Origin of the sequence: Methylocapsa sp. S129 (assembly GCF_009765995.1) — a bacterium.
In the GTDB taxonomy this organism is placed as follows: Bacteria; Pseudomonadota; Alphaproteobacteria; order Rhizobiales; family Beijerinckiaceae; genus Roseiarcus.
This window is the reverse complement of the sequence record NZ_LMUI01000016.1, coordinates 160449-179480: the sequence shown is the minus strand read 5'-3', so window position 1 is coordinate 179480 and position 19032 is coordinate 160449. Positions and strand designations below refer to the sequence as shown.

General features: G+C 64.3%; 18 protein-coding genes and 1 pseudogene. 10 read left to right on the top strand and 9 right to left on the bottom strand.

The features are described 5' to 3' along the window. Positions 1-2: 2 nt before the first annotated feature. The 3 genes from GSQ90_RS10125 to GSQ90_RS10115 all read right to left on the bottom strand — a co-directional run bounded on the left by GSQ90_RS10125 (position 3) and on the right by GSQ90_RS10115 (position 3589). On the bottom strand, positions 3-1166 hold the full coding sequence (locus GSQ90_RS10125) for a M20 family metallopeptidase (protein WP_158814708.1): 1164 nt from the start codon (positions 1164-1166) through the stop codon (positions 3-5). Between the two features lie 207 nt (positions 1167-1373). Further along, entirely contained in the window at positions 1374-2279 is a 906-nt protein-coding gene (locus tag GSQ90_RS10120; protein ID WP_158814707.1) for a GntR family transcriptional regulator, read from the bottom strand. 32 nt (positions 2280-2311) lie between these two features. After that, positions 2312-3589: a gamma-glutamyl-gamma-aminobutyrate hydrolase family protein gene (locus GSQ90_RS10115; RefSeq protein WP_158814706.1), complete on the bottom strand. Its 1278-nt coding sequence runs from the start codon at positions 3587-3589 to the stop codon at positions 2312-2314. A gap of 387 nt (positions 3590-3976) precedes the next feature. Here GSQ90_RS10115 and ehuB point away from each other — a divergent pair, with 387 nt between their 5' ends. The 7 genes from ehuB to GSQ90_RS10080 all read left to right on the top strand — a co-directional run bounded on the left by ehuB (position 3977) and on the right by GSQ90_RS10080 (position 10716). Then, complete coding sequence (ehuB, locus tag GSQ90_RS10110; protein WP_158814705.1) at positions 3977-4846, top strand: ectoine/hydroxyectoine ABC transporter substrate-binding protein EhuB; 870 nt, start codon at positions 3977-3979, stop codon at positions 4844-4846. Between the two features lie 91 nt (positions 4847-4937). Beyond that, on the top strand, positions 4938-5597 hold the full coding sequence (ehuC, locus tag GSQ90_RS10105; RefSeq protein ID WP_158814704.1) for an ectoine/hydroxyectoine ABC transporter permease subunit EhuC: 660 nt from the start codon (positions 4938-4940) through the stop codon (positions 5595-5597). Between the two features lie 2 nt (positions 5598-5599). Then, positions 5600-6265: an ectoine/hydroxyectoine ABC transporter permease subunit EhuD gene (ehuD, locus tag GSQ90_RS10100; RefSeq protein WP_158814703.1), complete on the top strand. Its 666-nt coding sequence runs from the start codon at positions 5600-5602 to the stop codon at positions 6263-6265. Beyond that, on the top strand, positions 6262-7032 hold the full coding sequence (ehuA, locus tag GSQ90_RS10095; protein ID WP_305848676.1) for an ectoine/hydroxyectoine ABC transporter ATP-binding protein EhuA: 771 nt from the start codon (positions 6262-6264) through the stop codon (positions 7030-7032). Before ehuD ends, ehuA begins: the two co-directional genes overlap by 4 nt. 17 nt (positions 7033-7049) lie before the next feature. Continuing rightward, the gene (locus GSQ90_RS10090) at positions 7050-8225 is read left to right on the top strand and encodes a Xaa-Pro peptidase family protein (RefSeq protein ID WP_158814702.1); all 1176 of its coding nucleotides are present in this window, start codon (positions 7050-7052) and stop codon (positions 8223-8225) included. 25 nt (positions 8226-8250) lie between these two features. Next, positions 8251-9399 (top strand): Xaa-Pro peptidase family protein, encoded by a 1149-nt coding sequence (locus tag GSQ90_RS10085; RefSeq protein WP_158814701.1) that lies wholly within the window; start codon positions 8251-8253, stop codon positions 9397-9399. Between the two features lie 84 nt (positions 9400-9483). Further along, positions 9484-10716, top strand: coding sequence for a hydantoinase/carbamoylase family amidase (locus GSQ90_RS10080; protein ID WP_158814700.1), 1233 nt, complete (start codon positions 9484-9486; stop codon positions 10714-10716). Positions 10717-10770: 54 nt separating this feature from the next. Here the strand turns inward: GSQ90_RS10080 and GSQ90_RS10075 are convergent, their stop codons facing one another. Both GSQ90_RS10075 and pxpB read right to left on the bottom strand, forming a co-directional pair. Then, positions 10771-11784, bottom strand: a complete 1014-nt coding sequence (locus GSQ90_RS10075) for a biotin-dependent carboxyltransferase family protein (RefSeq protein WP_158814699.1) — start codon at positions 11782-11784, stop codon at positions 10771-10773. Then, positions 11781-12539, bottom strand: coding sequence for a 5-oxoprolinase subunit PxpB (pxpB, locus tag GSQ90_RS10070; protein ID WP_158814698.1), 759 nt, complete (start codon positions 12537-12539; stop codon positions 11781-11783). Before pxpB ends, GSQ90_RS10075 begins: the two co-directional genes overlap by 4 nt. Positions 12540-12746: 207 nt before the next feature. Here pxpB and GSQ90_RS10065 point away from each other — a divergent pair, with 207 nt between their 5' ends. Continuing rightward, complete coding sequence (locus GSQ90_RS10065) at positions 12747-13745, top strand: NAD(P)-dependent oxidoreductase (RefSeq protein WP_158814697.1); 999 nt, start codon at positions 12747-12749, stop codon at positions 13743-13745. Here the strand turns inward: GSQ90_RS10065 and GSQ90_RS10060 are convergent. The 4 genes and pseudogenes from GSQ90_RS10060 to GSQ90_RS10045 form a co-directional block, all read right to left on the bottom strand. After that, complete coding sequence (locus GSQ90_RS10060) at positions 13742-14515, bottom strand: LamB/YcsF family protein (RefSeq protein WP_158814696.1); 774 nt, start codon at positions 14513-14515, stop codon at positions 13742-13744. The two genes, GSQ90_RS10065 and GSQ90_RS10060, sit on opposite strands and share 4 nt — an antisense overlap. Before the next feature lie 68 nt (positions 14516-14583). Continuing rightward, a pseudogene (locus GSQ90_RS10055) lies at positions 14584-14682 on the bottom strand (SDR family oxidoreductase); the annotation flags it as partial. 75 nt (positions 14683-14757) lie between these two features. Beyond that, positions 14758-15690 carry a dihydrodipicolinate synthase family protein gene (locus tag GSQ90_RS10050; protein WP_158814695.1) on the bottom strand — a complete coding sequence of 311 codons (933 nt, stop codon included), beginning with the start codon at positions 15688-15690 and terminating at the stop codon, positions 14758-14760. Between the two features lie 87 nt (positions 15691-15777). Beyond that, positions 15778-16971 carry a Xaa-Pro peptidase family protein gene (locus tag GSQ90_RS10045; protein ID WP_158814694.1) on the bottom strand — a complete coding sequence of 398 codons (1194 nt, stop codon included), beginning with the start codon at positions 16969-16971 and terminating at the stop codon, positions 15778-15780. Between the two features lie 147 nt (positions 16972-17118). Between GSQ90_RS10045 and GSQ90_RS10040 the strand changes: the two genes are divergently transcribed. Both GSQ90_RS10040 and GSQ90_RS10035 read left to right on the top strand, forming a co-directional pair. Next, positions 17119-18084: a GntR family transcriptional regulator gene (locus GSQ90_RS10040; RefSeq protein WP_158814693.1), complete on the top strand. Its 966-nt coding sequence runs from the start codon at positions 17119-17121 to the stop codon at positions 18082-18084. A gap of 240 nt (positions 18085-18324) precedes the next feature. Continuing rightward, positions 18325-18942 (top strand): DUF1989 domain-containing protein, encoded by a 618-nt coding sequence (locus GSQ90_RS10035; RefSeq protein ID WP_158814692.1) that lies wholly within the window; start codon positions 18325-18327, stop codon positions 18940-18942. Positions 18943-19032 lie beyond the last annotated feature (90 nt).

Here is a 19032-nt window from a genome sequence, read left to right as displayed (position 1 = left end):
GCTCAGTTTCCACCCCTCAGCATGGCCCGCGCGACGTCGCGATAGATCAGGCTCGCGGCGATGAACTCATCCACAGGCACGAACTCATCGGGCTTGTGGGCGACGGCGAGGTCGCCGGGGCCGATCACCACGCCCTGGGCGCCGATGCTGCGAAAGTGCACGAGGTCGCAGGCGCCCTGGAAGCCGAACGGACCGGGCTCGGCAACGCCGTGCGCGCGGCTCGCGGCAAGGCTCGCCTGCACGATGCGGGCATCCGCCGCGGTCTCCGTCGCGCCGCCGGTCGTCGGTTTGTAGGCGACGACCTCAGCTCGGACGCCAAAACGCGTGTGAGCGAGAGCCAGCAGATCGTCGATGTCGCGCTTGACGATGTCTTCGTCTTCGCCCGGCACCATCCGACGGTCGAGCAGAAGGTCACAAGCGTCGGGGAGCACATTGTCGGCATGGCCGCCATCGATGCGGGTGACGGTGAGGCTCGCCGCGCCGACGAGCGGATGCGTTCTGTGCTTCACGATCGTCTCGTGATGTTCGGCGATGAGGCCGAGGAGTGCGCCCGCGCGCAAAATCGCGTTCTCCCCGAGATGCGGCGCGCCAGAATGAGCTGTCTTCCCATGCACGCGCACGATGGGGCGGAGGCTGCCCTTATGGGCGGCGAAGACGGCGTTCGAAGTCGGCTCGCCGATCACCGCCGCGTCGATCCTCGGGCGGCCAGCGGCATAGAACTTGGCGCCCTCGCTCGCGATTTCCTCGTCGGCGACGAAGACGCCAAGCAGCGTGCCAGACCAGGTCGATCGGTCGGCCGCGAGCATGCGCAGGGCTTCCAGCATGGCGGCGAGCGGCCCCTTGCAGTCGGAGGCGCCGCGACCGTAGAGCCTGCCATCCGCTTCCCTCAAGGCAAACGGATCGGACGACCAGCCCTCGCCCGCCGGCACGACATCCATATGCGTGTTGAAGGCGAAGACCGGGCCAGCGCCGTTCTCGATCCGCGCGATGACGTTAACGCGCCCTGGCTTGTATTCCTGCAGGGCGACCTCGAAGCCTTCCCCCGCTAGCAGATCGCGAAGGAAATGCGCCGCCGCCGCCTCGCCGCCGGGCGGGTTTTGCGTGTCGATGGCCACAAGGCCCGCCAGCTCCCGCTTCATGCGCGCGACATCGGGACACGACGACATTTTTGGGCACTCCTGATGTCCGGCCTTGCTTCTAAACGAGCGCGGCGCCCAGCAATTGACCCTCGCACCGCAAGAACGAGTTCCGTTTCCTAACTCGAAGCGGAAGCGGAGACTTGTCCGGCGATCCGCTTGTATTGCTTATATTGATACATAATGTACAAAATGCAAGCGAGTCCTCGTCAAGCCCTGCGGGCCGTGGCCTCCTGTCTAGGCAATCAAGCGGGCCGCGCTCCGCGTCGAGGCCGCGATCGCGTTGACGAGATGCCCGTGCAACTGTTTTGAGGCGCTCAGGCGATCGTTGGCTTCAAGCGATTCAATGATGCTGAGATGCTCGCGCACCCATTCACGGACGCGGCGCCGGTTGCTGTAGCCCTGGTATTCGAGCAAGCGGCGCAGACGATTCTGCTGCTGAATTCCCTGAAGGAAATACGGGTTGTCGGAAAACGCGGCGAGCGTTTCATGGAAGGTCGAATCGAGTTCGAACAGCGCGCCATCCGACATCGCCGCGGCGGCGCGCGACAGCGCGTAGTTGTGATCGGCTTTGAGTCGTTTGAGGGCGAGAAGATCAATCGTGAAACCGGACAGCATCAGGCCGGCAGGCTCAACGGTCATGCGGAACTCATAGCTGCTGCGCAGCGCGCGGGCTGAGTCGAGCGTCGGCAGAAAGCTCCAGCCCTGTCCCTTGTTGCGGATGATCAATCCCTCGTCGCTCATGCGGCTCAAGGTGCGCATCAGAACGACGCGATTGACCCGATAGAGTCGCGTCAGATCGGTCTGGGTGATGGAATCGGCGATCTCGCCAGCAAGTCGGTCTCGGATCAGGGTAGTATAGAAGGTCTCCTCGGGGGTCGAGGGCACATCCAGAGTGTGCTGCGGGTCCAACTCGCTCCAGGGCATGGCGAGAAAGAAGCCCTGATTGCGGCGCGCTTCGACGATGCCGCGCACGGCCAGCAATTGGAGCGCCGAGCGAACCGGCGTGCGCGAGACCGAAAGCTCCCTGGCGAGCCATTGCTCGGTGAAATGATGCCCGACCTTCAGACGCAAGGTGCGGGCGATGTCGAGAATGAGATTCGCCAAGAGATATTGGGCTTGCTTTTTGTCTCGGCGATCCATGTCCATGCGCTCGTTTGAGAAACGTCGGTATCCTAGCGGCGACGTCCGGAGGCGGCCAACGGCGCGCCATCAATCGGGGCGATCTTCTGGGAGTTTTCACGAGCGGCCGCGGCGAACAGGAAGCCCGTGATGAGCGGGTGAGGTCTGCCGCGCCGGCTCGCCAATTCCGGATGCCCTTGCATGCCCATGAAAAAGGTGAGGCCAGGCGCTTCGATGGCGTCCGCGAAGTCGCGGTCCTCGTGCAGACCGCTGATGCGCAGACCCGCCGCGGCCAGAGGCTCGTGCAGAGTGGTCTCGAGGACAAAGCGATGGTTGTAATGAACGTCGATCTCCGCCGCACCGCCCAGCAGCTGGGAAAGGCAGGTCCCCGGAACGATGCGGCAAGGCCTGACACCAAGCCGAAATTCCGGACGTCCCTTCTCGTCGCGCAAGCGAACAAAGGTCTTGGTCTGAGCCGTTGGATCAGCCTCGGCGAGGTTAGCGTCGTTAAGTCCGGCGCCCTCCTGGGCGACGGCGGTGCTCATGGTCTGCATGCCAAGGCAAAGACCCAATGTCGGGACATTCGTGCGGAGGGCCGCGCGAGCGACGTCGATCTGGCCGCGCACCTGCTCCATATCCGATCCTCCGGGAAGCAGGACGCCGTCCGCCTCGGCCAAAATCTTCTCCCAGGCGCGCTCCTGAGGCATGCGCGGATCGATAAAACTCAGGGCGACGTCGAGGTCAAGCGCATCGGCGGCATCGCCAAGGGCGGCGATATTCGCGGGATAAACCTCGCGCTGCAGGATCTCATCCGCGATAATCAGGATTCGCAGCGGCGCGCCCGCCGTGCGCGCACTTTGGAAACCGGAGCGCACTGGCCGACCGAACTTATCGCGAGTCCAGAGCGAAACCGGCGCCGTCGCGCCCTGCCGCCGCACTTCGAAGGCGCTCTCGCGCTCCGTGACGTCATAACGCTCCAGTCGTCGACCGGCCGCGATCGCGCCGGCTTCTATCCGCGCGACGGCTTCGCCATGCGACGCAATGGCGGGGTTAAGCGGCACGAGGACGATCTCGTCCGGCAGACGCGCTACCGCGCCACGATCGACCAGCCCGTCGACCGGGCGGCCGCAGGCCCGTTCGGCCCACAGAACGCCGTTCGGGGCGAGTTCGCCCTGCTCCAGCACATGCTGCACGCAATCGAAACGCGACAAACCCGCGCCGCCGCTCACCAGAGGCGCAAAGCGAGCGCCCCGTTCGGCGGCCATTTCCCCCGCGATCATGCAATCGAGGCTCGGAATGAGCGTATCATGCGCAACGAGGATGATCGTCATGGGACTGATCCTTGGTTGCGCCGCTTCGCGCGTGACGGTTCGACCCTTCGGATAAGCCATCGCGCCCAATGGTCTGCGGACGCCCGCGCTTTGGTCATCGATGCGCAGCAATCAAGCAGAACCAACCCTGCCATTCGGCTTCGATCCGGCTCATTCGGCGTGGCATGCATTGCGCTCCGTAACGTGTCAACAAAGTTCGCGGGCCGTCCGAGATTGTGCATTTCGTAGCATACTAAACTTGATGGCCCGCGTTTTGCATAAGCCTTAGGATCCGCCTCGCATTTTGGCCGCGACGCCGGAATGCGGAACGGTTGTAGACAATATTGTTCTTTTTGCTGCAAAGTAAACTATCACTCCCAGGATGCTGCAAAGGAAAATGGAGAACGCATGTCCCTGTTGAAAAGCCCTTTCGGCAAAGCGGCGATCGCCGGTTTTGCCTTATCCCTGATGACCGGCATGGCCAGCGCCGACACCTTGCTCGAACGCGCCAAGGCCGGCGAAGCCTTGCGCATCGGCTTCGCCAATGAGGCGCCTTTCAGCTCGGCCACCTCCGATGGCGAATTGGTCGGCTCCGATATCGTGCTGCTGCGCGCCGTTCTGACCAAGATGGGGGTCAAGGATTTTGACGGCGTGCTGACGCCGTTCGGCTCGCTTATCCCCGGTCTGAAGGCGAAGCGCTTCGACATTATCGCGGCCGGCCTGTATATCCGACCCGACCGCTGCAAGCAGGTGGCTTTCGCAGAACCGGTCTTCGCCCTCGGCGACGCTCTCGTTGTGCCCGCCGGCAACCCGAAGAAGCTTCACAGCCTTGCGGACGTCGGCAAAGACCCTGCGCTGAAGCTCGGTTACACCACCGGCGCCGGCGCCCTCGTGGAACATGCCTATGCGTCCGGCGTCGCCAAGACGCAGGCAGCCCCGCTACCCGACGGCCCCTCGCTGATCGCCGCCGTCAAGGCGGGGCGGATCGACGCCTTCATTTATCCGACGCTGTCGACCCAAGAATTGCTCAAGGCCGCCAAGGATCCGGGCGTCGAGCGCGTCGACCCCTTCGTCCAGCCGGTCGTCGACGGCAAACCGGTGCTCGGCGTCGGCAGCTACGCCTTTCGGCCGGATGACGCGGATTTTCTCAAAGCCTTCAATGAGGCGTTGATCTCAATCGTGCAATCGCCGGATTACGTGAAGATGATCGAGCCGTTCGGTTATTCGAAGTCCGATATTCCCGTGGGTATAACCACAGCCGACCTCTGCAAGGGCTGAGCCGAGCCAGGCTCGCGCTTGGCCTTTAAGCCGCGACGGATCGGCTCAAGCCGATCCGCTCGAAATCTTTGAAACGGGAAGCGCCGCGCCGATGCAGGTCGTCTGGGACTACCGTATGCTGCTCCTGCAGGGTGTGTGGATCACGATCCAGGTCACCGTCACGGCGACCATGCTCGCCATCGTACTGTCGCTGCTGGCTGGGCTCGCGCGGCAGTCGAACGTCTGGCTCCTGCGCACGCCCGCCACTGTCTATGTCGAACTGTTTCGCGGCACTTCGCTGCTGGCGCAACTATTCTGGATGTTCTTCGTGCTGCCAGCCTTCGGCGTCAGCATGACGCCCCTGCTCTGCGGCGTGCTGGCGATCGGCCTTTGCAACGGGGCCTACGGGTCCGAAATCGTGCGCGGCGCCTTGAGGTCAGTCGCGCGAGAACAGCGCGAGGCGGCCATCGCCCTAAATTTTAATCGCTTTCAGGCCTTCCGCATCGTCGTGTTGCCCCAGGCCGCGCGCATCATGACGCCGCTGTTCGGCAATCTGGCCATCGAGGTGATGAAAGCCTCCTCGCTCGTGTCGCTGATCACGCTTCCCGACCTGACCTTCCAGGCCAGGAACATCAATCTGGTTCACGTCGTTACCGCGCCGGTGCTGATCGTCGTGCTCCTGATCTATTTTGCGATCGCGCTCGTCATCAGTGGAGGGACGCGCGGGGTCGAACATGCGCTCGCCAAGGGCCGCGACAGACTGGCGGCGTGACCATGGAGTTCTCCTTTGCGCTCGTCTGGGAAATCCTGCCGCAACTCCTGCTCGCGACGATCGTCACGGTCGAGGCGACGATGGTCGGCTTTGTCCTCTCTTTGGTGTTTGGCGCCGTTCTCGTCACGCTCATGCGCACACCCTCGCGACCGGTCAGGGCGCTCGCCCGCTTCGTCATGGAATTCTTTCGCGCCACGCCGCTTCTCGCGCAGCTCTATTTCCTGTTCTTCGTACTGCCGAGCGCCGGCATCGTGCTCAGCCCCTTCGTCACCGGCGTGATTGCTCTGGGCCTGCACTATGGCGCCTATGCCGCCGAAGCCTATCGCGCGGGGCTCGAATCCGTGCCCAAGGGACAATGGGAGGCGGCGCTCAGCCTCAATTACACCAAGCTGCGAACCTACCTGTCCGTCGTGCTGCCGCAGGCCTTGCCTCCCGTCGTCCCGGCGCTCGGCAACATCGCCATCGCCATGGTCAAGGACACTGCGATCCTATCGGCCATCACCGTCACGGAATTGATGTTCGTGGCCAATGAGATCGGCTCCGAACGCTTCCAATACACAGAGCCGGTGACGGCGGCGGCCGTCATCTATCTCGTCCTGAGCCTCGTTGCGACCGCGCTCATCCATCTCATCGATAAGCGTTTTCGCCCTGAAGAGGCGCCCGCATGACTCCGATCATCAAGTTCGAGGGCGTCACCAAACGGTTCGGCCAGACCGTCGTTCTCAACAATTTCGACTTCATCGTGGCGCAGGGCGAGAAGGTCGTGCTCATCGGTCCCAGCGGCTCGGGCAAGTCGACGCTCCTGCGCGTTCTGATGACGCTTGAGCGGATCGATTCTGGTATGGTGATGGTGGACGGCGAAGCGCTGTGGTTCGTCCGCAAGGGCGTCGACGTCGAGCCAGTCACGGAAAGCCATCTGCGGCATATGCGGGCGAAGGTCGGCATGGTCTTCCAGCAGTTCAACCTGTTCCCGCATATGACGGCGCTGCAGAATGTCGCGTCCGGTCCGCGCTACGTCATGAAAAAATCCAAGGCGGAGGCCGAGGCGCTCGCCGAAAGCCTGCTGCGAAAGGTCGGGCTCGGCGACAAGCTCGCGAGCTATCCGGCGCGGCTTTCGGGCGGCCAGCAGCAGCGGGTGGCGATCGCGCGCGCGCTCGCTCTGGAGCCCAAAGTGATGCTGTTCGACGAAGTGACCTCGGCGCTCGATCCCGAACTCGTCGGCGAAGTGCTCGACGTCATGCGCGCGCTCTCGTCCGAGCGCGCTCTAACTATGTTGATCGTCACGCACCAGATGGGCGTCGCCCGCGCTCTGGCCGATCGCGTATGTTTCTTTGAGAAGGGCATGATGGTCGAGGAAGGGCCGCCCGAGCAGGTCATCGACGATCCCGTCAATCCGCGCACCCAATCCTTCCTGCGCGCCGTCAAGCTAACTTGAAGCGAGGCTCCGCCGCCGTGCCTGACTTGGCTTCCCCACCGCTCGCCGCCTTTTCGGTCTCCGAATACCGACAGCGACTGGCTCGCACGCGCGCGACGCTTCGCGCCCGCGGTCTCGACGCTCTGCTGCTGTTCGCGCAGGAAAGCTTGTTCTATCTGACCGGCTACGACACGTCAGGCTATGTGTTCTTTCAATGCGCCGTGCTGCCAACGGAGGGACCGATCGTCTTGCTGACGCGCCGTCCCGATCTCGCTCAAGCGCGCGACACATCGATCATTGAGGATATCCGGGTCTGGTACAACGCCGAGGACGCCAATCCCGCAGCCGAGTTGCGCGCTATTCTCGAGGAAAAGGGATTGAAGGGGGGCAGGCTCGGGATCGAGCTGCAAACCTTTGGGCTGACAGCGGGAAACTGGCGCGCGGTGGAGCGCGAACTCGCCGGCTTCTGCGTCCTGGACGAGGCCTCCGACGTGGTGCGCGCCCAGCGGTTGGTGAAATCCTCGACCGAACTCGAACACGTCCGCCAAGCCGGGCGGCTCGCCGACCTTGCCATGGAGGCAGTGCGGTCGGCCGCCGCGCCCGGCCGGCTCTCGAACGAGCTTGCCGGCGCCGCCCTGTCCGCCATGTTGGCGCACGGCGGCGACCTCCCTTCCGAACAGCCGATCGTTAACAATGGCCCCAGAGCCGTCTACGGCCGTGGGGTGCTCGGCGCCTATAGGCTCGAAGAACAGGATCAAGTGCTCGTGGAGTTCGGCGCCAGCCATCGTCGCTATATGAGCTGCATCGAGCGGACTGTCATCCTCGGCCCTTTGTCCCACGACCATCAAAGCATGTTCAGCGTCGTCCGCGACACGCTGCTGGCCATGACCGCGGTCATCCGGGCGGGCGTTCCGCTCGGCGCCATCGACGCCATGCATCGCCGCGTTCTCGACGCCTCGCCCTACGGCCGCGACCGCTATGGCGCCTGCGGCTATTCTCTCGGCGCCACGTTCGCTCCGACCTGGATGGACGCGCCGCCGATGATCTATGCCGACAACCCGCTCGTGATGGAGCCCGGCATGGTGCTGTTTCCCCATGTCATGCTCGGCGCGATCGACAGCCGCCGCGCCGTCGGCATGGGCCATACAGTCATCGTCACCGAAACGGGGTGCGAGGCGCTAAGTCGCGTCCCCCTCGAACCGCTCCGACCCTGACCGCATCATCCGCAAAGGCCGCCCCATGCCGCTTCACTTCTCCCTCGAAGAATTAGCCGAACGCCGCGCGGAGACCTGCCGCCGCTTGCGGGAGCGCGACCTCGCCGGCCTGCTGATGTTTCGCCAGGAGAGTATGTACTATCTGACCGGCTACGACACTTTCGGCTACGTGTTCTTTCAGTGCCTCTATCTTACCCAAGATGGGCGGCTGACGCTGCTGACCCGCGCGGTGGACGTGCGGACGGCCGCCTATACCTCGATGATCGACGACGTGCGCATGTGGGTCGACGGCCCGGACGCGAGTCCGGCGGTCGAGTTGCGGGCCATCCTTGACGAGTACAAGGCGCGAGGCCAGCGTCTTGGCGTCGAATGGGACGCCTATGGCCTTACCGCGGCCAATGGTCGGAAGCTCGCGACGGCGCTCGACCGATTCTGCGAACTCGAGGACGCCTCCGATCTCGTGACCCGTCAGCGCGCGGTGAAGCGGCCCGCGGAAATTCCCTATGTGCGCAAGGCGGCCGAACTCGCCGACGCCGCTCTGGCGGCGGCGCTGCCGCTGATCCGGCCCAAGGCCTGGGAGGGCGACATTCTGGCCGCCCTGCAGGCGAGCGTGCTGGCGCAGGATGGCGACTATGCCGGCAACGAATTCATCATCGGCTCCGGACCGGGGCAGAATCTCGGTCGCTACGTCTCGGGTCGCCGTCGTCTGGAGGCCGACGACACCATCGCGATCGAATTCGCCGGCGTGTTCCGGCACTACCATTCGGCGCTGATGCGCACATACCGCGTCGGGGCGCCCGACGCGCGCCTTCGCGAACTCTACGCCATCGGGCTCGACGCGCTCGCAGCCTGCAGCGGCACCATCCGCCCCGGCGCCACCTTCGGAGCCATCTTCGCAGCCTATACGGGCGCGCTCGCCGCCGCCGGCCTCGGCGGCCCCAACAACCGGCTCAACGCCTGCGGCTACAGCCTCGGGACGACCTTCTCGCCGAACTGGATGGACTGGCCGATGGTCTATCGCGACAATCCGGCCGTCGTCGAGCCGGGCATGATCATCTTCCTGCACATGGTCGTCACCGAAGGGGCGCGAAATGTCGCCCCCGGCGAGACCTTCCTGGTGACGCCGGTCGGTTGTGAAAGGCTCGGGCGCATGCCGCTTTCGCTGGATCCCTGAACGTTCGCCTGGAAGGCGGTCTCCCAAAGTCTCTTCGCGCCAGTCGGCGCTCTCGCGGCAAACCAGGAAAAAAGGAGGCGCGCCATGATCGAGGCGACGATCGGCAGGATCATTGAGCGGGTGAACGCCCTGAGCCTTCCAGGTCCTGGCTATACGCGCCCGTCCTACAGCCCGCTCGAAACCGAGGCCCACGCGGTCATCGCGGCGGAAGCCGAAAGGCTCGCCATGGCGGTGACGCACGACGCCGCGGCCAATCTCTTCGCCCGCTTGCCCGGCCGCGATCGCGCGGCGCCGCCGCTCTACGTCGGTTCGCATCTCGACACGGTGCCGATGGGCGGCGCCTATGATGGCGTGGCGGGCGCGATGGCGCTGGCCGCGGCTTTCGTCGAAAGCGGCGAGACGCCGCCGGTCGATCTGATCGTGACCGTCACCCGCGCCGAGGAAAGCGTCTGGTTTCCCGTCTCCTATATCGGCTCGCGGGCGGCTCTCGGCCTCCTGACGGCGCCCGAATTGGAAGCGCGTCGCATCGACACCGGGGAGACGCTGGCCGAGCACATGCGGCGCGAAGGCGGCGACCCCGATGCGGTCCTGAAGGGGCCGGGGCTCGCGGCGGCGACCTTCGTCGAAATGCACATCGAACAAGGGCCGGTCCTGCACAAGGCGGCCGAGCCCTTCGCGCTCGTCACCGGCGTTCGCGGCGGCCTCCGATACCGCAACGCGCGCGTCGACGGCGTCTGGGCTCATTCCGGCGGCGCCCCGCGCGAGGAACGCGCCGACGCGGTCTTTGCCCTCGCCGATCTCGTGACCGCGCTCGACCGCCACTGGGCGGCGATTCTGGCAAAAGGCGACGATCTGGCCGTCACCTTCGGCCGGATCGACGCGGCCAGCTCCGAGCATGCCTTCGCCAAGGTGCCGGGAAACGCAGCGTTCTGCGTCGACATCCGCTCCGGCCACGATGCGGTCCTCGACCGCATGGATTCCATCCTGAAGGAGGAGATCGCGGCCATCGAGGCCCGGCGCGGCGTGATTTTCACGCTCGGCGCGCAATCGCGCAGCAAGCCCGCCGCGCTATCCGCCGGCCTCAACACCCGCATCGCAGAGGGCGCCGCGCGCATCGGCCGCTCGCCGCGCCATATGCTGTCAGGCGGTGGCCATGACGCCGCGGCCTTCGCCTCCGCGGGATGGGACGCCGCCATGCTGTTTCTTTGCAACTGGAACGGCAGCCACAATCCACACGAGGCGATGCGGGAGGCCGATCTCGCCCTTGCGGTCAGAACGCTCGCCGCCACTTTCGGCGACAGGCAGGCGAAGCAGTGAGCGCGACGCGTGGCCGCGGCTTCGCATCTCTCAGACGCCGCGCCTCATGGCGCGTCAAACCTCGCCGTCGATGAAGCCGTCGACGAGATTGAGCTGCAAGAGCCGCGCTGAATCATAAGGATCGGTATCGATCGCCGTTCGGATATGGCTGCAGAGTCCATGAAACGCCGCCTGATCGGCTTTCGCGATCTCTTCGGCCTCGTCCGCCGAAACGGCGGCGAAACGAACGACATCCTGCGGCCGGCGTTGGGCGAGGCGTCGGATATCGCAGGAGACGACCGTGGCGATCTTCGGGTAACCGCCCGTCGATTGACGATCGGCAAGAAGCACGATCGGCAGGCCCGTGCCCGGCACCTGGATGCTGCCAAGCGCGATGCCGTCGGACACAATGTTGAAATCGCCGGCACGCGCGATGGGCGGGCCCTCCAGGCGATAGCCCATCCGGTCCGACCGAAGCGAGACGCGATAATCGCCAGCTAGGAAATCGGCGATGCCCTTTGGCGTGAAGAAATCGTCCTGTGGACCCAGGACCACGCGGATGGGGCCATCGTATTGCGGCCATGACGCTCGCGGCAATATTTGCGCGACGGCAAAAGACTCCCGCTGCTGCCGCAAAGGCAACCTCATCCCCGCTTGCAAGACGCCGCCGCCAATGCCCGAGCGCACATGCGTCGAACGGCTGCCGAGCACAGCGGCGATGTCTAAGCCACCGTCAACAGCGAGATAGCCATAGACGCCGGATGCGCTGCGGCCGATAGACAAGCGGCTCCCCTCGCGCAGGTCGTAAGATTGGTACGCTGCGAGCTTGACCCCGTCGACCGTCACGGTGAAGTCGCCGGCGACGGCGAGCCGGCCGGGACCGCCGACCATCTCATAGGCGCCTCCGACGACCGCAAATTCGATGCATGCCTCCGTCTCGTCATTGCCAACCAGAAGATTCGCGATCCTGAGAGCTCCTCGATCCATCGCGCCGGCCTCCGGCACGCCGTAGCGTTGAAAGCCGGGGCGACCGAGGTCCTGAATCGTCGCCGCGCCGCCCGGCGCCGAGATCCGCAAGGCGGCGTTCAAGACGCCGCCTCCCATTCCGCTGTGACGGCACCGCTTTCCGACATCGCCTTCAGGCGAAGAAACTCGGCCTGCGGTACCGGCTGAAACCGCACGCGATCCCCGGGCTTCAGCAGAAATGGGTCCTCGCGAGCGAGATCGAAGGTGCGTAGAGGAGTCCGCCCCAGCAAATGCCAGCCGCTTGGCCCTTCAACCGAGGAGATCGCCGCTTGCACGCCGCCGATCGAGATGCTGCCAGCGGGCGTCCGCTGACGCGGATCGATCCGCCGCGGCGTGTGGAGCAACTCGGGCAAACCGCCAAGATAGGCAAAGCCCGGCGCAAAACCGATCATATAGACCCGATACTCGGCTTGCGAATGATGGCGGATCACCTCATCAGTCGTCAGGCCATGCAGCGCCGCGACGTGATCGAGATCCTCGCCGAAACCCTCCCCGTAGGTCACGGGCACGAACCAGCGCCGCGTTTGGCTATCGTCTTCTGGCCGAAGATCGGCGGACATCATCTCCAATTTGGCGATTAGTTCGCGACGGCCTAGCACGATGGGATCGAAGAGAACGAGAAGCGAGCGATAGGTCGGCACCGTCTCGACAACGCCCGGCAAAGCCTCGCTGCGAAGCCTGGCGTCGAGCGCGACGACAAGACCGTTTAGCCTGGCGTCCACCGCGGACCCAAACTCGACGACGAGGCCACAGTCGCCCGCATTCAGGATGCGGCATAACGCCGCCGAAGGAAGGCCGGAATGCGGCGCTGGGGACATGGCGTGACCTATCCGAACGATCGCTTCAATAAAGGTGGGCCGATTGGCGCGATTCGAGACAGCAACCGCCGCGCCCGGTCTCTTGACCGCAAGGCTTGCATCATACGGGGCGGTTCCCGAAGCGCGCGATGCGATTGAATATATTTCACGACAAAATACAATCCCGCCGCGCTGACGAAACGCCATTCTGGAGCGGAGGCCATATTTATGACGCGTCGATGCCTCGTCCTCCAGCCGATCCATGGCGTGGGGCTCGAGCTGTTGCGCCAACGAGGCATCGACGCGATCGCTCCAGCGCCTGGTCACGGCGCGCTGCTGTCCCTCGCGGCGAGCGTCGATGCGCTGATCACGCGCAACGCGACGATCGATCGACCGATGATGGAAGCCGGACAGCGCCTGGCCGCCATCGGATGCCATGGCAGCGGTCACAATTCGATCGCCCTCGCCGCCGCGTCGGCCTGCGGCATTCCCGTCGTCAACACGCCCGGCGCCAACGCCCATTCCGTGGCGGAGCATGCGATCGCCCTGATGCTGGCCGTGGCGCGCCGGATTCCGCAGGCGGACGCCGCCGGGCGTGCTCGCGACCTTCGCTTCAAGTTTGAAAATGACTTCATGCAGCTTCGCGGACGAACTCTCGGGCTTGCCGGCTGGGGACATACGGCCCGCGCCACAGCGGAAATCGCGGCGGCGGGGCTCGGCATGCGGGTCCTCGCGTGGCGGCGAGGCCATGCCGATGCCGCGCCGCGCTCCGATGTCGTTTTCACAGAAGACCTCGCCGTTCTTCTCGCCGAGGCCCACGTGCTCTCCCTGCACCTACCATTGACGCCGCAGACGCGGCACATCATCGGACGCGGCGCTCTGGCCGCCATGAAGCGCGGCGCGATCCTCATCAATACGGGACGCGGCGGACTGATCGATGAGGACGCCCTCCTCGCAGCGCTGCAATCGAAGCAGCTCTTTGGCGCTGGGCTCGACGTGCTGGCTCACGAAGAAGGCGGGGAGACGCATGAGAACCTTTTGGCCAGCCCTCAGGTCGTAATCACGCCTCACGTCGCCGGCACGACCGAGACCGCGCTTCAGGCCACGGCGATTGCCATTTGCGATCAAGTCGCCGATATTCTCGAGGGTCGTCGGCCGGCGCATCTCGTCAATCCGGATGTCTGGAGCCGTCGTCGCTTGCCCGTGCCGGTCGCGCCCATCGCCTAGGACCGCACGAATTCGACGAAGGGGCGCAGTTCGACGCCGGCGGCCTCGAGGCTCTCGCGAACCGCACGCGCCATGGCGACAGCCTCCGGCTTGTCGCCATGGACGCAGACGCTGTCGATGCGGACCGGCAATTTGCGCCCGGATACCGTCGTAACCGCCTGCTCTTCGATCATGCGCAGCACGCGGGCGGCGGCCGCCGCCGGATCGTGGAGGACGGCGCCCTCTTTTTTCCTCGACGTCAGATTGCCGTTATCGTCATAGGTGCGATCCGCATAGATCTCGCGCGCGAGCGCGAGGTCGCGCTTCATTCCCGCCTTCTCCAGCTCCAGAGCCGGCATGACGACGAGGATCAGATCGCGATCCACCGTATGCACGGCCTTGGCGATCGCGTCGGCTAGAGCGGGATCGACCATCGCCATATTACCCATCGAACCGTGGGTCTTGACGTGGGTGACGCGCCATCCCGCCGCCGCCGCGACAGCGATCGCCGCGCCGACCTGATAGACGATGATCTTCTCGATATCGGAGGGACTTTCCCCTTGGATCGGCCGCCGGCCGAACCCCCACAGATCGAGAAAGCCGGGATGCGCGCCGACGCTGACGCCGCGATCCCGCGCGGCTGCGATCGTGCGATGCATCACGATCGGATCGCCCGCATGGAAGCCGCACGCGACATTGGCCGAGGTCACGATGTCCAGCATCGCAGCATCGTCGCCCATGGTCCAGGCACCAAAACTCTCGCCGAGGTCGGAATTGAGATCGACTTTCATGGCAGCTTCTCCCGCTTCGCATCCGAGCGCGTGATGATCGATATCGGAGCGCCGGTTTGTTCAGAATATCAGATGCTGCGGATCATGCCTCCATCGACGCGCAGCACACTGCCCGTGACGTAGCTCGCGCATGCGCTCGCCAGGAAGGCGACGACATCGGCGAATTCGGCGAGCTCGTCTGGCCCCAGACCTCTGCTTGAGCCCAGACGAGGGCGGTTCTGCCGGGCAGACCAAGATCCATGTCAAGCTCCAAGACGATTGTTGAGGCGCACAAGGAGCCCATCGAGCTCCCGATGATCGGCAGGCGTCAGGGACGGGCCGGGATGGCGGATTTTCGCGGACTTTATGGCGCCCCGCCGCCGCAGGATTTCCTTGCGGATGGCCAGGCCGAAACCCGGCTGCTGCTCATGGCGCAGCACCGGAAGATAAAGGTCGAAGAGATTTTCCGCCTCCTTGGCCGCGCCGGCGGAGAATTTTGCGCAAACCTCGACAAGCATCTCGGGAAAGGCGAAGCCGGTCATGGCGCCGTCTGCGCCACGCCGCAATTCCTGCGGCAGATAGAGGCCGCCGTTCCCGACCAGGATGCTCACGCGCCGACGGGCGCCGTCTCTGGCGCTGTCGCGCAGGCTGGTGATCTTGCCAAGGCCCGGGCAATCCTCATGTTTCAGCATGACGAAATTCGGGAAGGCGTCGATCAAGCGATTGAGCACGGAGACCGAACTGACGACGGTCGTCGTCTGCGGATAGTCCTGATAACATACGGGAATATTCGGTCCGAGCTTCTCCAGTACAGCCGCCCAATAATCATAGACGTGATCGTCGGTCTTGAGGCCCGCGACGGGGGCGATCATCAGGCCCGCGGCACCGAGATCCATCGCCTCCCTGGCGAACCGGACGAGATTGTCCGTGCCGGCGTCGCTGGCGCCGACAACGATCTGGACTCGCCCGGCGACGCGTCGGAGCGTCTGCGTCATGAAGTCCTTGCGCTCGATGGCCGAGAGCTTCGGCGCCTCGCCGAGCACGCCAAGGATCGTGATGCCCGTGACGCCCTTGGCAAGGAAGAAGTCAACGAGCGTATCCGTGCTGTAGGCGTCGACCGCGCCGCTCTCGTCGAAGGGCGTTGGCGCGATGATGAAGACGCCGCGCGTCGTTTCGCTGATCTTGTGGGCGGGCATGGGAGGGTTCCGATCGCAATTGGAGGGAAGTTGATGTGGGAAAATGAGCGCGGCTTTCGCCTGAGACATTGTTCCAGCGGCGCGCCGTCACGACATCTCGAACAGCCGGCGCGGAATGCGGGACAGACATCGGGGCCCGTCTTGGGTCACCACCGCCGTTTCGCTGACGCCAATGGTGAAGCGACCATACGCCCTCAGTGTCGTCGGGATGTGGAACACCATGCCTGGCTCGATAGGACGCTCGACGCCCCGATAGAGGCTCAACACATCGCCCTCCCCCCAATCCGGTGCGAAAGCGACGCCCATGCTGTATCCTGTCCGCTTGCGATAGGCTGTGGCAAAACCATGCCGATCGATGGCCGATTCCGCCGCGCGGTGGACATCCGCACAGGTCGCACCCGGACGTAGGGCATCGAGCGCCGCCGCAAGCCCTGCCTGCGCCGCCTCTAGCATATGACGCGCCTCGTCAGGCATCGAGCCAAGCCAGACCGGCCTCAGGATGGCCGCGTGATAACGGTTGTGGCAGCCGGCGAGTTCAAGGAACAGCCCATCCCCTGCCGCCAGCCGACGACGGCGCCATGTCGCATGTGGCATGCCGCTGCGCGGTCCCGACGAAACCAGGGGCTCCATCCCGACATATTCAGAACCGGCCGCGATGGCCCCTTGCATCATCGCCGCAGCGACAGCGTTCTCGCTCGCTCCGACCCTGATCGCGCCAATACCGGCTTCTAGCCCGGCGTCCGCATAGCGCGCCGCCTGTTCGATGAAGGCGATCTCCAGCCGCGATTTGACGGCGCGCAACGCGCCGACAAGCGCGCTCGCATCGTGCAAGTCGGGCGCGCAAGCCGCCAGACGCGCAAAAGCGGCCGGCGTCAGGCCGGCGCCGCGCATCTCTGTCGCGATGCGGCGATGTCGCCAGCCGAGGTCCGTTATCGCCGCGACAAGCACATCCGCCGGCGCCTCATCGTCGGCATAGGTGCGAATATCGGCAAGACGGGTGTTGGCGCGGCAATTCATTTCCTCCAATTGCCGCACGATGATGAAGGGCTCGCCGTCGAGGGGCGCGAACAGCGCCTGGAAGGCGAAATGCCCCGGCGTCTGGCGGCCCGTCAGCCAGAAAATGTTTTCCGCTCCCGTCAGCACCAACCCGTCGAAGCGCTGCTGGCGCATGGCGGCGCGCAAGCGCGCCATGCGCGCCGCGAGTTCGTCGTCGGGGAAGACGCATTCCAACCCCGGCGCAACGGCCTCTTGCGACAGAATGAGATGGGGCGCAGGCGACATCGGGTCATCCGGAACGGCAGGGTGTCAAAGACTCGGCGCGGCCTATGGCCAATACGGCGTCGCAGCGAACCGAGAATTTGTATCAATTTAAAAAATTGATACAATAGGCGCCGCGTCAGAACAATGTTTCCCTGCGAAAAAAATACGATGCCCAAACGGTCCAGCCGCGATGACGAAGAAGCGCCGAAGCAATCGCGGGGCGAGGCGAGCGCGACGGCCGCTCCGGACGGCGGCGGCTCCCCGCTGATTCGTCGGCTTCTCAGCCACCTCGTCGCCGAGGACACGCCAGAGGGCGCCCATCTGACCGAGCAGGGCTTGGCCGACGCCTTGAACGTCTCGCGAACGCCCATCCGAAAAGCGCTGACCGATCTGCACGCCGAAGGCATTGTCGCCAAGGTCGCGCATCGCGGCTATTTCCTCGCCCGCCCGGCCCGAACCCTGTTCGCGGCGAGTCTCGACTTTCCGTCTTTCGACGAAGACGCATTGTTCGAGCGCGTCGCGCTGGATCACCTCCAGGGCGTTCTGCCGCGACCCTTCTCGGAAAGAGACGTGATCTCCCGCTACGGGATGAGCGCGCGCATGGTGCGACGCGTTCTCAACGCGCTCTGCGACGAAAAGGTGATTTTCTCGGACGAGGATGGAAAATGGCGTTTCAATCCTTTTCTCCTCACCAACGAAGCCAGCCTGGCGAGCTATGAATACCGATTAGCGACCGAGCCGAGAATCCTGCTGCTGCCGACCTTCAGGGTCAAGCGCGACCTGATCCGGGCTTGCCGCGACGAGCATATTCGCCTTCTCACGCTCGCCACGCCGGAGCGCACCGGGCGGATCGCCTTCAGGGTCGACGCCGCCTTCCACGAAGCGATCGCTACCTGCGGCGGCAACCCCTTCTTCCATTCGGGCGTGGCGCAGCACAATCGAATGCGCCAAATCCTTGAATACCGCGACGCGCCGGACGAGGGCCGCATGCTGGTCTGGCTGAAGGAACATCTGGACATTCTGGAAGCGGTCGTCGCGAACGAACTCCAGGAGGCGTCAGCCCTGATGCGCACGCATCTGGCCAATGCGATGCGGCACAGGAAACAGAGTCTGGATTTAGGGCGTCAGAGGTGAGAGCCTCTTTGCCGCCGCCAACAGCGACGCCGCGCCGCTCATCGTCGCGTGTCATGGTTCTGTCGCGGAACCCCAATGCACGTTCGCGGCCGTGCTTATTAAAGGGGCACGGTGCGCCTAGAAGTTCATCTTGTCTCACTATGCCATTTGAATACAATATCTGGCGTCAAATGAGGCGACTGAAGCTTTTGTCCATAGCGCCCGCCCGCTAATAGAGTCCCATCAAGCCGAAGGACGATAATGATCGACACACTTTCGAGAGCCGTTCCGGGCGTCGTCCCGGCCACGATGGGGAAGGCGATTCCCCTTTCCAACGGGCAGGTCATCAAGGTCCTCAGCCAGCATGGAACGCAGGTGTTTGACATGTGGGCGTTCAACGCTGCCGACATGACCGAATTCATGTCGATGGAGCACACCCGTTCCCGCAATAGCAAAATTGTCTTGGGGGTCGGCGACCATTATGTGTCCGACCGCCGTCGCCCCATGTTGTGCGTCACCGAAGACACATCGCCCGGCATCCACGACACGCTGCTCTGCGCGTGCAATCGCCAGATATACGAAGAGGCGGGTTGCAAGACATATCACCGAAACTGCTCGGACAACCTGCATGAGGGCCTGGCGGAGATCGGCCTGTCATTTCCGTTCACGCCAGGCCCGCTCAACGTTTTCATGAACATCCCGGTCAATGCCGACCGCACGATCAGCCGCCTGCCGCCAGCAACCAAACCTGGCGACTATGTCCGGCTCAAAGCTGGGATGGATCTCATCGTCGTGATCTCGGCCTGTCCGCAGGACATGACCGTGATCAACGGGCCGGACAAGACGCCTCGGGATGCGCATTACGTGATCGAAGGCTGAAGCCGCAAAGGAGGATCGCCCGTACCGAAATCTTTCAGCTTGAAGACGAATGGTTCGCGGCGCGCGCCGCCTATGCTGAGGCTTCCCCCA

Coding starts and splice junctions, on each gene's coding strand:
- ehuC (WP_158814704.1), top strand. CDS start 4,938: ATGCAGGTCGTCTGGGACTACCGTATGCTGCTCCTGCAGGGTGTGTGG.
- GSQ90_RS10035 (WP_158814692.1), top strand. CDS start 18,325: ATGATCGACACACTTTCGAGAGCCGTTCCGGGCGTCGTCCCGGCCACG.
- pxpB (WP_158814698.1), bottom strand. CDS start 12,539: ATGTCCCCAGCGCCGCATTCCGGCCTTCCTTCGGCGGCGTTATGCCGC.
- GSQ90_RS10120 (WP_158814707.1), bottom strand. CDS start 2,279: ATGGATCGCCGAGACAAAAAGCAAGCCCAATATCTCTTGGCGAATCTC.
- GSQ90_RS10050 (WP_158814695.1), bottom strand. CDS start 15,690: ATGCCCGCCCACAAGATCAGCGAAACGACGCGCGGCGTCTTCATCATC.
- GSQ90_RS10045 (WP_158814694.1), bottom strand. CDS start 16,971: ATGTCGCCTGCGCCCCATCTCATTCTGTCGCAAGAGGCCGTTGCGCCG.
- ehuB (WP_158814705.1), top strand. CDS start 3,977: ATGTCCCTGTTGAAAAGCCCTTTCGGCAAAGCGGCGATCGCCGGTTTT.
- GSQ90_RS10115 (WP_158814706.1), bottom strand. CDS start 3,589: ATGACGATCATCCTCGTTGCGCATGATACGCTCATTCCGAGCCTCGAT.
- GSQ90_RS10125 (WP_158814708.1), bottom strand. CDS start 1,166: ATGTCGTCGTGTCCCGATGTCGCGCGCATGAAGCGGGAGCTGGCGGGC.
- GSQ90_RS10060 (WP_158814696.1), bottom strand. CDS start 14,515: ATGAAAGTCGATCTCAATTCCGACCTCGGCGAGAGTTTTGGTGCCTGG.
- GSQ90_RS10040 (WP_158814693.1), top strand. CDS start 17,119: ATGCCCAAACGGTCCAGCCGCGATGACGAAGAAGCGCCGAAGCAATCG.
- GSQ90_RS10080 (WP_158814700.1), top strand. CDS start 9,484: ATGATCGAGGCGACGATCGGCAGGATCATTGAGCGGGTGAACGCCCTG.
- GSQ90_RS10085 (WP_158814701.1), top strand. CDS start 8,251: ATGCCGCTTCACTTCTCCCTCGAAGAATTAGCCGAACGCCGCGCGGAG.
- ehuA (WP_305848676.1), top strand. CDS start 6,262: ATGACTCCGATCATCAAGTTCGAGGGCGTCACCAAACGGTTCGGCCAG.
- GSQ90_RS10065 (WP_158814697.1), top strand. CDS start 12,747: ATGACGCGTCGATGCCTCGTCCTCCAGCCGATCCATGGCGTGGGGCTC.
- ehuD (WP_158814703.1), top strand. CDS start 5,600: ATGGAGTTCTCCTTTGCGCTCGTCTGGGAAATCCTGCCGCAACTCCTG.